Source organism: Methylomonas sp. MgM2 (assembly GCF_054172045.1).
The window spans coordinates 21,274-35,510 of record NZ_JBSYXO010000019.1; the positions used below are offsets into that span (position 1 = coordinate 21,274).

At 53.6% G+C, this 14,237-nt stretch carries 16 protein-coding genes and 1 pseudogene; 9 read left to right on the forward strand and 8 right to left on the reverse strand.

Features of this window, described 5'->3' with window-relative positions:
- The first annotated feature begins 24 nt into the window (after positions 1-24).
- The 6 genes and pseudogenes from ACW73I_RS14490 to ACW73I_RS14515 all read left to right on the forward strand — a co-directional run bounded on the left by ACW73I_RS14490 (position 25) and on the right by ACW73I_RS14515 (position 3,435).
- Positions 25-612, forward strand: coding sequence for a TetR family transcriptional regulator C-terminal domain-containing protein (locus tag ACW73I_RS14490; protein ID WP_458030105.1), 588 nt, complete (start codon positions 25-27; stop codon positions 610-612).
- A gap of 106 nt (positions 613-718) precedes the next feature.
- Entirely contained in the window at positions 719-1,114 is a 396-nt protein-coding gene (locus ACW73I_RS14495) for a rhodanese-like domain-containing protein (protein WP_458030106.1), read from the forward strand.
- Between the two features lie 123 nt (positions 1,115-1,237).
- Positions 1,238-1,521, forward strand: a pseudogene (locus ACW73I_RS14500) (DUF4242 domain-containing protein).
- Between the two features lie 5 nt (positions 1,522-1,526).
- On the forward strand, positions 1,527-1,706 hold the full coding sequence (locus ACW73I_RS14505) for a (4Fe-4S)-binding protein (RefSeq protein ID WP_458030107.1): 180 nt from the start codon (positions 1,527-1,529) through the stop codon (positions 1,704-1,706).
- A gap of 98 nt (positions 1,707-1,804) precedes the next feature.
- Complete coding sequence (locus ACW73I_RS14510; RefSeq protein ID WP_458030108.1) at positions 1,805-3,004, forward strand: NAD(P)/FAD-dependent oxidoreductase; 1,200 nt, start codon at positions 1,805-1,807, stop codon at positions 3,002-3,004.
- A 17-nt stretch (positions 3,005-3,021) separates the two neighbouring features.
- Entirely contained in the window at positions 3,022-3,435 is a 414-nt protein-coding gene (locus tag ACW73I_RS14515) for a DUF1641 domain-containing protein (protein WP_458030109.1), read from the forward strand.
- Between the two features lie 599 nt (positions 3,436-4,034).
- Here the strand turns inward: ACW73I_RS14515 and ACW73I_RS14520 are convergent.
- From ACW73I_RS14520 to ACW73I_RS14530, 3 genes are all read right to left on the reverse strand, one after another.
- Positions 4,035-4,976: a hypothetical protein gene (locus tag ACW73I_RS14520; RefSeq protein ID WP_458030110.1), complete on the reverse strand. Its 942-nt coding sequence runs from the start codon at positions 4,974-4,976 to the stop codon at positions 4,035-4,037.
- 116 nt (positions 4,977-5,092) lie between these two features.
- Positions 5,093-5,854, reverse strand: coding sequence for an ABC transporter permease (locus tag ACW73I_RS14525; protein ID WP_458030111.1), 762 nt, complete (start codon positions 5,852-5,854; stop codon positions 5,093-5,095).
- Positions 5,851-6,822: an ABC transporter ATP-binding protein gene (locus ACW73I_RS14530; RefSeq protein ID WP_458030112.1), complete on the reverse strand. Its 972-nt coding sequence runs from the start codon at positions 6,820-6,822 to the stop codon at positions 5,851-5,853. Before ACW73I_RS14530 ends, ACW73I_RS14525 begins: the two co-directional genes overlap by 4 nt.
- Positions 6,823-6,977: 155 nt before the next feature.
- Here ACW73I_RS14530 and ACW73I_RS14535 point away from each other — a divergent pair, with 155 nt between their 5' ends.
- The gene (locus ACW73I_RS14535) at positions 6,978-7,670 is read left to right on the forward strand and encodes a TVP38/TMEM64 family protein (RefSeq protein ID WP_458030113.1); all 693 of its coding nucleotides are present in this window, start codon (positions 6,978-6,980) and stop codon (positions 7,668-7,670) included.
- 44 nt (positions 7,671-7,714) lie between these two features.
- On the opposite strand, the gene ACW73I_RS14540 is transcribed toward ACW73I_RS14535, so the two are convergent.
- The gene (locus ACW73I_RS14540) at positions 7,715-9,265 is read right to left on the reverse strand and encodes a hypothetical protein (protein WP_458030114.1); all 1,551 of its coding nucleotides are present in this window, start codon (positions 9,263-9,265) and stop codon (positions 7,715-7,717) included.
- Between the two features lie 80 nt (positions 9,266-9,345).
- The gene (locus ACW73I_RS14545; RefSeq protein ID WP_458030115.1) at positions 9,346-11,334 is read right to left on the reverse strand and encodes an ATP-binding protein; all 1,989 of its coding nucleotides are present in this window, start codon (positions 11,332-11,334) and stop codon (positions 9,346-9,348) included.
- Between the two features lie 47 nt (positions 11,335-11,381).
- On the opposite strand from ACW73I_RS14545, the gene ACW73I_RS14550 reads away from it, so the two are divergent.
- Complete coding sequence (locus ACW73I_RS14550; RefSeq protein WP_458030116.1) at positions 11,382-12,047, forward strand: LuxR C-terminal-related transcriptional regulator; 666 nt, start codon at positions 11,382-11,384, stop codon at positions 12,045-12,047.
- Positions 12,048-12,315: 268 nt separating this feature from the next.
- The gene (locus tag ACW73I_RS14555; protein ID WP_458030117.1) at positions 12,316-12,759 is read left to right on the forward strand and encodes a hypothetical protein; all 444 of its coding nucleotides are present in this window, start codon (positions 12,316-12,318) and stop codon (positions 12,757-12,759) included.
- Positions 12,760-12,929: 170 nt separating this feature from the next.
- Here ACW73I_RS14555 and ACW73I_RS14560 read toward each other — a convergent pair whose 3' ends face one another.
- The 3 genes from ACW73I_RS14560 to ACW73I_RS14570 form a co-directional block, all read right to left on the reverse strand.
- Complete coding sequence (locus tag ACW73I_RS14560) at positions 12,930-13,190, reverse strand: YceK/YidQ family lipoprotein (protein WP_458030118.1); 261 nt, start codon at positions 13,188-13,190, stop codon at positions 12,930-12,932.
- 93 nt (positions 13,191-13,283) lie between these two features.
- Complete coding sequence (locus ACW73I_RS14565) at positions 13,284-13,397, reverse strand: magnesium transporter (protein WP_458030119.1); 114 nt, start codon at positions 13,395-13,397, stop codon at positions 13,284-13,286.
- Positions 13,355-14,158 carry a CBS domain-containing protein gene (locus tag ACW73I_RS14570; protein ID WP_458030120.1) on the reverse strand — a complete coding sequence of 268 codons (804 nt, stop codon included), beginning with the start codon at positions 14,156-14,158 and terminating at the stop codon, positions 13,355-13,357. The genes ACW73I_RS14565 and ACW73I_RS14570 overlap by 43 nt, the downstream gene beginning before the upstream one ends.
- Between the last annotated feature and the right edge of the window lie 79 nt (positions 14,159-14,237).

Here is a 14,237-nt window from a genome sequence, read left to right on the forward strand (position 1 = left end):
CCAGTCGTATATTTCGTAACCACTATGAGCAACAAGCTATCTAAACGTACAAAATTACTAGACCAAGGCGTTTGTCTGCTGATGAACCAGGGTTATCATGCGACCGGCATTAACGAAATTGTAAATGCGGTACAGGTGCCCAAGGGGTCGTTTTATAGCTATTTTGGTAGCAAGGAAGAGTTTGCTGCCGAAAGCATCAAACACTATATAGAGCCCTTTATTAAACTATTAACCATACACCTGCAACACTCACAAGTCGGCGCGCTCACCGCCTTAAAAAATTACTATGCGGAACTCATCGGTGAAGTGGAAAAGAACGGTTACAAAGGTGGATGTTTATTGGGTAACTTGATGGGTGAAATCGGCGATACCAGCGAGTTGTGCAACAAGGCGCTAAAGTCTGCGGTTGAACGCTATAAATCGCTGCAATATAAGGCATTGCTGCAAGCCCAAAAGGAAGGTACTGTGCGTAGCGATAGAAGCGCCGAAGTCATGGCGAATTTGTTGGTAAATAACTGGCAAGGCGCATTGTTGCGGATGAAAATCGAGCAGTCCGTGCAACCTTTGCATGAGTTTTGCGATACCTTATTGAATGATTATTTTGTTGCCTAGTCGATTTTAGATCGGAAACAAGGCAAGTCGACACAACCGCCGGTTGTTTGGGTTTTTTTGCCCTGCTTCAAGACGACCGGTCAATTATTATTCATGGGATTTTGATATGAGCGAAGAAAAAACCTTAATGGCTTTTGTGAAACAAGCAAAATCGCAAATACAAGAGGTCGAGGTATCGAACGTTAAACCGCTATTGGATGCAGGCTATCAGGTACTGGACGTGCGCGAACCGGGCGAATTCATGGCGGGCACTATCGACGGCGCGTTGAATATTCCGCGCGGAATACTGGAAGCGGCGGCGGACCGTCAATATGCGGATCGACGTGAAGAGTTAATGGACCGCGAGAAAAAATGGCTGCTACTGTGCGCCAGTTCGGGACGCTCCGCGATGGCCGCAGCCGTCATGCAGCAGATGGGTTTCAAAAATATTAGGAATATCAATGGCGGCATCGCCGCCTGGAAAGCGGCCGGATTAGCCGTAACGATTCCGCCGCAGTGTTAATCATCCACTTGTTACAAACCGTTTAAACAATATTGTTCAAAACGATAAGGCCATCGCGGCTATTGTCGGTTTTTTTAGTCGTCAGATAAAGACGACTGGTCATATAAAAGCATGGGAGGCCATATGCCTAAATATATTATTGAACGAGAAACCCCTAACGCCGGCCAATTAAGCGCAGATCAGCTGCAGCAGATATCGCAAAAATCCTGCTGCATTTTGCACGATATGGCCCGCAAATTCAGTGGCTGGAAAGCTATGTGACAGACGACAAAATCTATTGCGTGTACATCGCGCCCGATAAGCAAAGCATTAAAACCCACGCGGAATCCGGTGAATTTCCAACCAATTCGATCGCCGAGGTAAAAACCGTGATCGATCCAACAACAGCCGAACAAAGAAGAGGTTAAGCGTCATGAAAATAGAATGGGATCAACAAAAATGTACTCACTCCGGCAACTGCGTTAAATCGCTGCCCGAAGTATTCAAAGTAGTCGACGGACAATTTGTGATCGAACCGGACAAAGCCAGCGACGATGAACTCGCCAAGGTAGTCGATCAGTGTCCTTCCGGCGCGCTCAAACGCGCCGACTGACTTAACAAATGGGTTTGCTTGTACTTGGCGTAATCTTTTGAATATCGATGCGCCCGACAAGTTGGCCTCTCACCGAACAATCAATTGAAGGAGTCATTATGACTAGCTCGACAAAACGCATCATCGTCGTTGGCGGCGGAATCGGCGGCACCATGACCGCCAACAACTTAGTCGCTAAGTTTTATCCGGAAATCCTAAAAGGCGAAATTGAGATCATGATGCTCTCAAATTCCCCCGACCATGTTTACAAGCCGGCCAATATGTATGTGGCTTTCAACGCTTTTCATCCGCACGAATTAGTCCGCAAGCAACGCTCGCTATTGCGCCCCGAGATAATCTTTCATGTCGATGGCGTGGAAAGCTTCGAATTTGAGCAAAATCGCGTCCTCTGTGAAAGCGGGAAGCGCTACCAATACGAGTATCTGGTGATTTCCACCGGCTGTGTTCCGGCGCCGGAACGAATTGAAGGCTTGAAGGAGGCGGGGGATCATTTTTATCAGACTAAAGCAGCGCAGCAACTCGCCCAAAAATTACGCACCATCGAAGAAGGGCGCATATTCATCACGGTCAATTTTCCCAAGACCCCGAACGTACCTCACCAATGCGGCATCGCTCCTGTCGAAACCACATTGATGCTTGACGAATACTTACGTAAACGCGGCGTGCGCGACCGGGTGGAAATCATCTACAGCTACCCGACCGTTTCGCAATTGTTGCGTAACTGTTTATTTCTGCAAAAACCGACCTGCGAAGTGTTGCCGAGCATATTCGACAGTAAAAACATCAAATATCAACGCGGTTTTACCTTAGATAAGGTGGATCCGGAAGCCAAAATAGCCTATTCCGAGGAAGGTAAATCTCAAGAATTCGATATTTTGATGGCGACGCCGCCGATCAGGGCGGTTGACGCCGTCATTAATTCCGGCAAGTCGCAAGCGCAAAACAATGAAGGCTGGTTACCGACCGACTTCGAAACCTTAAAGATGTACGGCACCGACAACGTCTATGTGATGGGCGACACCGTCGATCTGCCCGTCAGCAAAGCGGGCGGGACCTGTCACAACCAGTCGCCGGTCATCGTGGAAAACATCGCTTCGGAAATTCGCCGCGGTTACACCGCCGCGATCTATGACGGAAAAGTCCAAGCGATCGCGCAAATGGGGTTGGAAGCCGGGATGCCGCTCTGGTACGACTATAAACATGATGTACAGGTCGCCCCACCTACCAAACTCGGAGGTCTGATGCGCAAGACCTTTAATCGCGGCATTTATTGGGCCGTTGCGCGTGGCATCGTTTGATCAAAGAGGAATTATTTATGTCTGAACAAATGCAGTTAAATACGAATGTAAAAAAACTGGTGGCGGATACGGCTCTGAGCGATCCAGCCACCATCGATGGCATTAAGAACATAATCGATAAAACCGCCCCGTTGGTGCAAGCCGGACGCTTGAATAACATTATCGATTTATTATCGTTAATATCCGACAATATCGAGTTTCTTGACGAGGCGGCGCTGGAAAAAACCACGAAAGTCGGTGAGGAAATTTTAGTCCTGGGCTGGACGGTCGGTAACGCCGTTCGTATGGCGAATGCTCGAACTGCGGCATTGGAAAAACCACCCGGCTTGTTTCAATTGCTTAGCTCGCTAAACGACCCGGATGTCCGCCGTTCATTGCATTTTTTGATCGGCACCCTACGCATTATCGGTCGGCAGATGAAAAACGATTAATCGTTAATTCGGATAGCCGATTTAAAAAGCGACCGCTACCAACCTAGTCATTCGGACTAAAGACTCTCGCGCCACAACTTATTCCGGCACCTAAGTCTTTAGCCTGTTGACATTGTGTTCCCTCTCTTTGAATAGCTAACTTTTCGATAGGTCCGATACTGTTAGCAACGCGTAATCCTACGAAAATTGAGGCCTATCATGCCCCCGATTACGCTTCGCTAATCGGGGCTACGAGGTAGCGTTGAGTATTGACGCTATTAAAGCCCGAGCAAATTGAACAATGGAACGCGTTGCCCAAGCCGCGGTTTTATACCGAACTGTCGTTCGGCAATTTCGTGCTGGTGTCGGTGTTTCTAACATTCGTTTTTCAGCTGGATATGGTCGGGATTCACCGGTGTCCGCGAATTGGTCCCCGATTTGCCGGCCCGCCTCGCTTCCGGCATGTACCGCGAATCATTAGGGTCTGCCAAGCCTGCTCAGCGACGCTTGGCGATGGTTGCGCCGGCTGGAGATATTGCTCGGCGCATCAATTTATGCCGGTATTTGATTTGGTCTCAGCCCATGCCAATCGTGGTCGCCGTCGACCACCGGAGCCACGCCTAAATGAAATCGGCAAGTTCGGCGCATTTTTGCTTGGCCGTTGCGGGCGCATGGATAAAGCGCTTGAGTTCGTGTTCTTGACCGCTTGAACGGAGCTTTTCTTTTTCCATTTCCCAACGCTTCTTAAAGTAATCGAGAAATAGGCCGGGCATGTTCCAGTAGTCGGATTCGAAGGGTTCCTGGCTCCCGGGTTTTAACTCGCTTTCCCAATGCAGATAAGGCATTTTCCCTACCGGTTCCGCCAGGTAAAAGCTGTTAAACACTTCGATCTTTCTCGATTCCTTCCGAATGACGATAAACAGCGGCAGGCCGGGCAAGCCGTCGTAAATAAACACGCCCAACGAACCGGACTCGGCATCGTCGATGCGGGCGATCACGTCTTCCAGCGAGACTTTGAATAACTTGGAATATTCATTGAATTCTTGCGGGTTAAAGCCATTGGTTTCCTGCGCGCGCAATTCTCCGATTGTGCAATCGGATTTTAAAATCAGCATTCTAAAATTGACGCCGGTTTTTATCGCTTTTTCCAATTCTCGCGATTTGTTTTTGAATCGAGGATCGAAGGTGATTAGCCAGTAGACGTAATCGCCAGGTTTCAGCCCTTGCATGATTTGGCTAAAATCGAATTCTTTGTTGGTGATTCCCAAGAATCCCCTTTTAGCGGAATTCAATAATATGCCGTCGACATAATGCCCCAAGGTATGCTGTAAACGTTCTTCCGCCTCTTTATTTTCTTCGGCCGAGATAAACCAATGATGAAAATAACCGGCTGAAATGATCACCGATACGAACAAACCGAATTCCGAAACGACTTTGAACAGCCATTCATGTTCGTGGTTCGCCGGATTATGGCTGAAACCCTCGAATAATTTGTAAAGGGTGAAGCCGCCAAAAACCAGCACCAGGGCCAACAGCCATTTGAGTTTTCTTGTCGTGGTCATGGCCGCTCCCGATGCTGAAAAGAATTGCCAAGTATCCTACTCTGTTGAAGTTTTGCAATAAAATGATAGGCTCTCGTCAGATCGGCCGATCCGGCTCGAAAACGCCGATCAATGCCCTAGCTTCTAATCTTGTACCCCGACTTGAATACCCACCACACAAAAATCAGGCAGACGATCAGAAATCCGAAGGTCATCCCGATACTGAGGCCGACGTGTACGTCGGCGATGTCGAAGAAGCTCCAGCGGAAGCCGCTGATCAAATAAACCACGGGATTGAAAAGCGTGAGCTTTTGCCACAAAGGCGGCAGCATGTTGATGGAATAAAACGCGCCGCCCAGAAAGGTCAGCGGCGTGACGACCAGCATCGGCACGACTTGCAGTTTTTGGAAACTGTCGGCCCACAAACCGATAATGAAGCCGAACAGACTGAAGGTAACGGCGGTGAGCAACAGAAAAGCGATCATCCAAAAGGGATGCGAGATCTCGTAAGGTACGAATACACGCGCGGTACCCAGAATGAGCAGGCCCAGCAGGACCGACTTGGTCGCCGCCGCGCCGACATAACCGATCAGCACTTCGAGCCACGACACCGGCGCCGAAAGCAGCTCGTATATGGTGCCGGCCCATTTGGGCATGTAAATGCCGAAGGAGGCGTTGGAGATGCTTTCGTTCAGTAAATTCAACATGATCAGGCCCGGAATGATGAAGGCGCCGTAACTGACGTTGTCGATATCGCCCATCCGCGAACCGATGGCGTTGCCGAATACGATGAAATAGAGCGACGTGGTGAGTACCGGAGCCGCGACACTTTCCGCCAAGGTTCGAAAGGTGCGGGCCATTTCAAAGTGGTAAATCGCGCGTATGCCATAAATGTTCATTTCGGTGTCCTTGCTGATTGATGTACCAGACCGACGAAGATGTCTTCCAGCGAACTTTCGCTGGAACGCAAGTCTTTGAAGTCGATGCCATGCTCGTTTAACGCGCGCAACAAATCGGCAATGCCGGTTTCCTCTTCCTGCGCATCGAAACGATATTCCAATGTACGGCCGTCGTCGGAGAGTTCCAAAGGCCATGAGCTTAGCTCCGCCGGAATACCGGTCATGGGCCGGCGCAGGCTCAGAACCAGTTGTTTCTTGCCGAGTTTGCGCATCAGCACGTGTTTTTCTTCGACGAGGATCAATTCGCCTTTGTTGATCACCCCGATACGATCGGCCATGTCTTCCGCTTCTTCGATGTAGTGAGTGGTCAAAATGATGGTGGTGCCCTGAGCGCGTAGATTGCGCACCATGCGCCACATATCGTGCCGCAGTTCCACGTCGACGCCGGCGCTAGGCTCGTCCAGGAATAATATCTTGGGTTCGTGAGCCAAGGCTTTGGCGATTAGTAGCCGGCGTTTCATGCCGCCCGATAGCGCCATGATTTTCTGGTTGCGTTTGTCCCAGAGCGACAGGTCGCGTAACACCTTTTCCAGATACGCCGGATTTGGCGGTTTGCCGAACAAACCGCGGCTGAATTTGACCGTGGCCCAGACGGATTCGAAGGCGTCGGTATGCAGTTCTTGCGGCACCAAGCCGACGGTCGTGCGCGCTTTACGGTAGTCTTTTACAATATCGTGTCCGTCGGCGATGACGGTTCCGGCCGAGGCATTGACGATGCCGCAGATGATGCCGATCAAGGTGGTTTTACCTGCGCCGTTGGGGCCGAGCAAGGCGAATATCTCGCCGCGCTTTATGTTCAGATTGACGTTTTTCAGCGCTCGGAAGCCGCCGGCATAGGTTTTGTCGACCCCCCTTACCGATATGATCGGGTCGGAGTTGTCGGCAGATAGGGTTAGGGACGTGGACACGGTATACTGTCGATGAGTAAATTAAAGGCTAATTTAACAAAAATTCACGGTATTCCATATGACGAACGTTTAGGGTGGGGCGGAATTTTCTCCCCATCGCGCCCCACGCATTAATATGGTCATCGTTCATGTTCGATTGAAACGCGGGAATTGATATGCCCATTCGCAAGATCACTTTAATCATCATCGGCGCTGTTTTATTAGTCGCGCTTGCGCATGAATTCGAATTACATCTGGGCGCGCTCGAACAGGATTTGCAAAAATTGGGGGCCTGGGCGCCGGCGGGTTACATCGGCGTTTTCGTCCTACTCACGCCCTTGGGCCTATCCGTCGATGCCTTGTGTTTCGTCGCGGGAATTTTGTTTCCGCTGTTACCGGCGCAACTCTATATGGCGGTCGCAACCTATTCAGCGGCGGCGTTGATTTTTATCCAGGGCCGATATTTGTTCAGATCGAAAGTGAGCGCCTTGCTCCAGCGGGAACAAAGGCTCGCCGGCATAAGCGCCGCTTTGTCCGAAAACGCATTCAAGCTGATGTTTTTATTACGCTTGACGCCGTTGCCGTTTGCGCTACTCAGCTATGCGTTTGCCGTCTCCCAAGTCAGGTTTCTGTCCTACCTGGCCGCTACCAGCGGTATCTTGCTTTACAATTGCACCTTGGTTTATCTGGGTTTTACCACCAAACATCTGGCCGGCCTGGTTAGCGGAAAAGCAGGGCCTCCCCCCGTGCCGTATCCGTTATTAGCCGCCGGCCTTGTGCTTGCGATAGTTGTGATTCTTTACATCGGCAAAACCGTTAACGGTGTGATCAAGGATATGAATTCAAAGGTTTCGATACCTAAGCAATAGCATCGAGGAATCGTCCGATGTCTTCAATATGTGGCCGGGAGATTTCACTGCCGTAGTTCCGCCGAAAATGTCGAGCCGGTACTACATGTTTGGGCTGGAGTTTCCCGATTAATGACTTTGGACCATTTCTTGAACAAACCTTTACCGGTCTTTTCGCGGTATTGAATCTTGATCCTGGTTTTATCCCCTCCCACCTTTTGCAAGCGCAATTTTTTAGACCAGCTTTTACCGTTCGACAATGCTTGGTTTTTGATCGCCTTCGAACGCCAGCGTTTGTTGATATAGTCGTAAAAGTCGACGTCGATAATTTTGATTTCATTGCCGGTGCGATTGGTGATTTTCACGGACACGTCTTTGCAGGCGGCGCTGAAATCCGGCTTGGGCAAGCGAATCAGCTTGAAAGTCGTGGTGGCGCTGACCGAGCCGGCATTGGCTTCCGCACCGGCGCCGGCCGATGCGGAAAAGCTTTCGCAGCGCGGCGACGAGCCGGAACTCAGCCCTACCGCGCCGCCGGCGCCCCCCAGGGCTTTCAACGAAACCGCGAAGCTTTTCCCCTTGCCGCTCAGTTTGTCCGCACTATCGTAATAAGCCGTCACCACGCCGTTCAGGCTGCCGCCGATTTGAGAGCCGATACCGGCGCCCAACGAGCCGTAAATCGTCGGATGGCTCAAATCGAGGTTGGACGCGACGAAGGCTTCGCCGGAGCCGCCGATGATCGCGCCCAGTTCTCCGGAAACGCCCAGCGATACCGACTTGAAGCCCTTGCGGCGTACCGTGTCGACCATCTCGGTGAATTCGTGGTAACAGGCTTTGGCGGCCAATATGTCTTTGGCATCATCGACCCGTTTGGCCGACAGAGTTTGCTTCAAGGCGTTCACGTTACCCGATCCGGCCTGGCAAGCCAGGTACTTCAGCATCGATTTGCCCATGGGCTCGAAATCGCGGTAGCAGTTTTTGCCGATTTCGCCGACGGTCCGACCGATCGTAGGCAAAGGCGCGGGAATGGGCGGCACTTCGACGTATTCGGGCTCATCGTCGTCGGTCTCGCCTTCGTCGGGCAATATTTGTTCCGGCTCGTCGGGATAGACATCGTCGTCGAAACCGGGATCCTCCGATTCGACCGGCAGTAAGCGATATGAGGCCGGCCCCATCGCCCCGGCCACGAACACGTCCAAAGCGCCGTCCGCGGCGGGCTTGGCTTGCCATTTACCCATCAGCGGCAAATCTTCCCCGGTATATCCTCCCATTCCGTCCGATTGAATATTACGGATGACTACCATGTCCGGTTGCACATGCAGCGTGAATAAATGCAGCCAGTCGTCGACGGCGTAGGCCCGCCCGCCTTCGATGCGTATGCGTTTGTCTATGGTATTGACCCGCCACACCCCGTCGATGTCCAGGGCTTCGGTTTGCGGAACGCTTGCCGCCATCGGCAAAAAGGCCGGAATATGCTGTCCCGGTTGTACCGCGCAAGCCGAGGCCAGCACGGACAAAGAAAGCGCCGCAAGGCAATGCGCGATCGCGCGCCCGGCCGATCTCGTCCGCGCGCCGCTCCTTTCCGCGCTGTTGGGGGTATTGGGTGATATCAGGTTCATGATTTGCTCCTATGTCGCTCAGTCGAATCCGGCGTGCCGGACGATGTGTCGGTTAAAAAATTGCTTCGATACTCGATGCCTTATCGGTCCGGCCCGGTAGCCCGCGCCGTCGCCAAAGGAACTTCGACGCCAAAGTAGGACCCGCTACCGTATGTCGAGCGCATGCGGATTTCAACCCCGATTTCCGCGGCCAATTGCCGAACGATGGCCAGGCCCAGGCCTTCGCCGGCGGAATCGGCGCCTTTTTGATAAGCATGCTGGACTTCGGATAGGGTCTCGGCCGTCATGCCTGCGCCGTTGTCGACCACGCAGATGACCAGGCCATGGCTTTTGCGCCGGCAACCCAGCAGCACTTTGGCGTTCTCGCCGCCCGGGTGGTGTTTGACGGCGTTGGCGGTCAAATTCGACACGATGCGCATCAATACCAGCGGCGGAACCTGCAGCGACAGCCCGCAATCGACCGTACGCAGTTCGACCCCGCGGCTGGCGGCTTCCTCGGCGAACATGCGTTGTACGGTGCCGAGGATCAAGGAGACCGGGTAGGTTTCCATGGCTTCATCCGGTGCCTGCGCTTCCGGCGCAACCGAACGGGTTTCGCTCAGATAATGCCGGCACAGCTTTTCCAGATAATCGAAAGCCTCGTGCAATTGCCGGCGTGTGCCGGGGTCTTGCCGATTCGCCACCGCGTCGATGCCGGCACGCAGCGCGGCGATCGGTTGGCGTATGTCGTGCGATGCGCCGGCCAGTTGCCGCTGCCGCCGGCTGGCCAAATCGCGCGCCTTGGAATAGTTTTGTTCGGCCTTGAACAAGGCTTGGTTCAATTCCGCATCCCGCTTGGCGAAGTTCAGTTCCCGCGCTGCGGCGATTTCCTGATCCTTGCGTATGCCCATCAGTTGCGCGGTGATGACGATCATGATCATCGAGCCGACCAGCAGATAGGCCAGATGGTGCAGGTGTTCGGATAGTGTTGTCGGTAGTTCGAGGTCGACGAATACCGTCACCAGCAAGCCGCCGATCGCCGCGGCGACGACCAGCAGCGCCAACCAACTGACGCGGTTTCGGCGTCCCAGCTTTGTCCAAGCGGCAAATGCGACGGGTTGCAGAATGAAGACCAACAGGGTGAGGGCATTTTCGCTTTGCACCAGCGTCGAAAAAGGCAGCCACGGCAGCAAGGCCGGCAACAACAGGCTGAGCGCGGCAAACACCAAGGCTACGGGTTTCAGCCGGGCCAATGCTGCGGATTCGATGGCTTGCAACAACAGGTAGATGATCGCGAAACCGAGCGTGTTGAGCGCCGGCAACACCACCATAGGCGACCAACTGTTCCAACTCGGAGACTCGGGCCACAGCCAGCGAAAGGCATGGCCGTCTATGTCTGCCATCGCCAGCAGGCCGAGCAGAAACATCACGGCGTAAAGAATCGCGATGCGGTGTTTGATCGCGGAGGCGAACAACAGAAACAGCGTGCCCAGCGTCGCTTCGAACACGTAGAAAGCCGTGGCGAAGACCGCATCCTTCAGGCGCATGTGCTGAAATTGTTCGGGCGACAGCAGCGACAGGGGCAGATAGCTCGGCCCGCGAACGTCCGCTTGCACCAGGATGCGCACTGCTTGGCCGGGACCGATCCGGAAATCGTCGGAATTCAACAAGCGGTAGGCGTTATTGCGTCGGGCGTAAGGCTTGTTTCGATGTTCGTCGAGCAGGATTCGGCCGCGCGGCTCCGCGTCGCCCGGATCGAACAAGCTGGCCCGCAAGTAGCGGCTATGCGGAATGCCGGCGAGCAAGAGCCGCGACAATGTTTCGCTGGATTGATTCCTTGCGGCAAGCAATATCCAAATTCGGGTTTCCTGGGCGCCCAAGCGAAACACGCTCGATTGCAGCGCCAGGCCTTCGCCGCGCTCGAACGAGGCGAGGGCTTCGAGCGCAGTCAGCTTGGTTCCGGCATCTGCCAGCCAGTAACGCTCGATCGCCAAATGGCCATCATCGGCCGCAACCGCCGCGAAACCGGGCGCCAACACCGACAACAACAGGCCGAAAATCAAAAGATACGGTATATTGCAGGCCTTCATATCAAAGCCTTCCTACGATAGGCATCAGCTAACTCAAGGTTTCCGGCATGGCCAATCCGAACGACAGCCGACAAAAGACGGCGGTGATCGCCGACGATCACGTTATCGTGCGCCAGGGTTTGCGCGCGGCTTTGGAGACGCCGCACGTCGCGGTTGCGGAAGGCATTCGGGTCGTCGCCGAAGCCGGCAACGGCTTCGAGGCCATCGCCGAAGTCAAAATTCACCGGCCCGACCTGTTGCTGCTGGATGTTTCCATGCCGCTGGCGGGCGGGGCCGAAGTGGTGCTGGATATTCAACGCTGGAGTCCCGATACTAAAATCGTCGTTCTGACCGGCATCAACGCGCCCGGCCAAATCGCCCGATTGCTCGAGGCCGGCGTGTCCGGCCTGTTTTCCAAAGGCGGCGATCTCGAAGAGCTTTACCGCAATTTGCCGCTGATCCTGCGCGGCGGGCGTTGCGTCGCCGATTGTTTTCAGCAAATCCTGCATGCGGCGCAAAACACCCCGCCGCTGACCGGACGCGAAATGCAGATTCTCAACATGATCGTGGCCGGCAAGACCAACAAGGAGATCGCAGGCCAATTGCTGATCAGCCCGAAAACGGTGGATAAGCACCGTACCAGCCTGATGGAAAAGCTGGACGTGCATTCCGTCGCCGAACTGTTGGCCTATGCCTTTCGTGAAGGATTGATTGATCCCGAACATCTCAAATAATCTCGTTTTGTGCCGTATGGTTGCTCAGCATAAACCCAAGGCAATCCCCCGCCCATGGGGTCAATACCCCATATTTCCGGCAAACCGGCCGCCGATGCAATTGGGGTATAGACCCCATACCGCCCGCGTTCGCGGCTGGGTAAAGTAAAGCCACATCGAATTTCTCCCCGGCCGATGCCGGCAAATTAAGAACCGCGGAAATTCGTTGCGCGAAGGCCGAAAGCCAAACGACTTCGGCCGACTTACCCATCTCCACGAGGAAAATATCATGACTATGCTGGACATTCGAACCCTAAATTCAGGCCGCACCGGTCTCGTCGCTCGTTCATTTTTGCTGATCGGCGCTTTACTGCTGGCGATCGCGTCGTCACAAGTCCAAGCCAAAAATTGCCGGAAGGTACATTTGGAGGTCAGAAACCAAAGCGGCCATCCGATCAAATTCGTCGATTTGGATTACTGGGATTCCGAAAGCGAAATATGGCGCTCCGAGCCGGTACGGAACGTCGTCATCAAGAACAACCGCAGCTGGCAGGAAACGCGCACCCTCGAACGCGTGTACAAGCAAGACGTCAAAATACGGGCCGAGTACAAGACTGGAAAATGGAACAAGCTGCTGAAGCGCTGGGTCTGGAGTCTACGCAAAAGCCGGGCCGTGTCCGCCCCGCAACAATGCGTGAAAAATACGGATTTTCTGCTGACCTTGGACAACTGATAGACCGGGCAAACGGGGGCTTGCCTATATTGAATACGGCGAAATCAAAGCCCGTCGATTGAGAAGAAGCCCCCTTTGAAAAAGATTGAGGAGGATTTATCTCTAAACCTCCTCCGGCCACTCTTTTTCAAGGGGGGGTTAATTCAGGGAAGTGATTATCGGCCATGCCCTTAGTGGAAAATCTCGGTCCAAAGCGTCAGCGGCAAGAACAAGGTATCCAAGCCGAAACTCAGCGGCAGATCGATTAACGGATAATCCGGCGGCTCTACCGAGAATTTGCGCAGCGCGGCCTGGTTTTCGGTCAGCGCCGCCCAATCCAGCCGGCTACCGCTATAAATGAAAATCCGCTGGTTCAAGGGTAAGCGGGTGTCGTCCAATGTTTTCAGCGTGGCGCAACCGGACAGCGCTACGCCGCAAACCATCCAAAACATTAACGTCTTCAGAGTTCTCATCAGTAATTGTAGGGTGGGGATAATGGCCGCCGTAGGTTCCGCGTGGGCATATAAAGCCGTACCCAATCGCGATTAAACGAGAAATCGCGTGGCCAAGCCCAGAAAGCTCATGAAACCGACCACGTCGGTGACCGTGGTCAGAATCACTGCGCCGGACAGGGCCGGATCGATGCGCAGGCGCTGCAAGAGTAACGGAATGGCGATGCCGGCCTGCTGGCGACGATAGGCATCAGCACCGCCAACGCGACGATTTTTTCCAGGGTATCGGCATATAGCCCGATGACCCAGGCCGCCAGAAAAGCCGTGACCAGATTGATCGCCAGCCAAACCGTACGATGCCTGGCGCTGTTAATGACCGGTGCGAACAGGTCGGCTTCTTCGTTGAGACCGGCCCTCCCCAACAAAGCGTGATCGGCTTCGGCCTTAAGGATTGCGATAACGTAGTCCAGTGAGATACGGCCAAGCAGTCGATTGTCTTCGTCGACGACGACGGCCGAGACCAAATGGGATTGTTCGAAAAACAGGGCGATATCGTGTTCGCTTGCCGTTGCCGGGATAGGCGTGTGCTGGCTGCTCGTGGCGTCTTTGACCAGGGTCTCGTCGTCGCCGGTCAACACCTTGTTCAATAATAATTTGCCTTGATAGACGCCGTCCCGATCCGCAACCATCAAGCCGTCCGTGTAATCGGGCAAATCCTCGTGCAGGTGCAGATAGCGTTTCACCACACCCAGCGAGACGTCGCTGCGTACGCTGATGAAGTCCGTGCTCATCAATCGCCCTGCCGTTTCCAGGGTTTGTCTGACCGGCTCCGGCAAGTGTTCCATGATATAGGCCAGATCAATGACTTCCATTTGCTCGGCTGCCGCGGCCGGTTCTTCGGCCGGCATCTCCGCGATCAGGCTGTTACGTACCTCGTCATGCAGAAATGTCAGAGTGTCCGCGCTCAACGTTTCGGGAATCAGCCTACGTAGCTCCGATTAACGAAAGCGTAATCGGAGGAACGAAAATTAAACATTCGTGCGATTA

What these genes read in the sequence shown, in the direction of transcription:
- ACW73I_RS14490 (WP_458030105.1), top strand. Translation starts at nt 25, where the DNA reads ATGAGCAACAAGCTATCTAAACGTACAAAATTACTAGACCAAGGCGTT.
- ACW73I_RS14495 (WP_458030106.1), top strand. Translation starts at nt 719, where the DNA reads ATGAGCGAAGAAAAAACCTTAATGGCTTTTGTGAAACAAGCAAAATCG.
- ACW73I_RS14505 (WP_458030107.1), top strand. Translation starts at nt 1,527, where the DNA reads ATGAAAATAGAATGGGATCAACAAAAATGTACTCACTCCGGCAACTGC.
- ACW73I_RS14510 (WP_458030108.1), top strand. Translation starts at nt 1,805, where the DNA reads ATGACTAGCTCGACAAAACGCATCATCGTCGTTGGCGGCGGAATCGGC.
- ACW73I_RS14515 (WP_458030109.1), top strand. Translation starts at nt 3,022, where the DNA reads ATGTCTGAACAAATGCAGTTAAATACGAATGTAAAAAAACTGGTGGCG.
- ACW73I_RS14520 (WP_458030110.1), bottom strand. Translation starts at nt 4,976, where the DNA reads ATGACCACGACAAGAAAACTCAAATGGCTGTTGGCCCTGGTGCTGGTT.
- ACW73I_RS14525 (WP_458030111.1), bottom strand. Translation starts at nt 5,854, where the DNA reads ATGAACATTTATGGCATACGCGCGATTTACCACTTTGAAATGGCCCGC.
- ACW73I_RS14535 (WP_458030113.1), top strand. Translation starts at nt 6,978, where the DNA reads ATGCCCATTCGCAAGATCACTTTAATCATCATCGGCGCTGTTTTATTA.
- ACW73I_RS14540 (WP_458030114.1), bottom strand. Translation starts at nt 9,265, where the DNA reads ATGAACCTGATATCACCCAATACCCCCAACAGCGCGGAAAGGAGCGGC.
- ACW73I_RS14545 (WP_458030115.1), bottom strand. Translation starts at nt 11,334, where the DNA reads ATGAAGGCCTGCAATATACCGTATCTTTTGATTTTCGGCCTGTTGTTG.
- ACW73I_RS14550 (WP_458030116.1), top strand. Translation starts at nt 11,382, where the DNA reads ATGGCCAATCCGAACGACAGCCGACAAAAGACGGCGGTGATCGCCGAC.
- ACW73I_RS14555 (WP_458030117.1), top strand. Translation starts at nt 12,316, where the DNA reads ATGACTATGCTGGACATTCGAACCCTAAATTCAGGCCGCACCGGTCTC.
- ACW73I_RS14560 (WP_458030118.1), bottom strand. Translation starts at nt 13,190, where the DNA reads ATGTTTTGGATGGTTTGCGGCGTAGCGCTGTCCGGTTGCGCCACGCTG.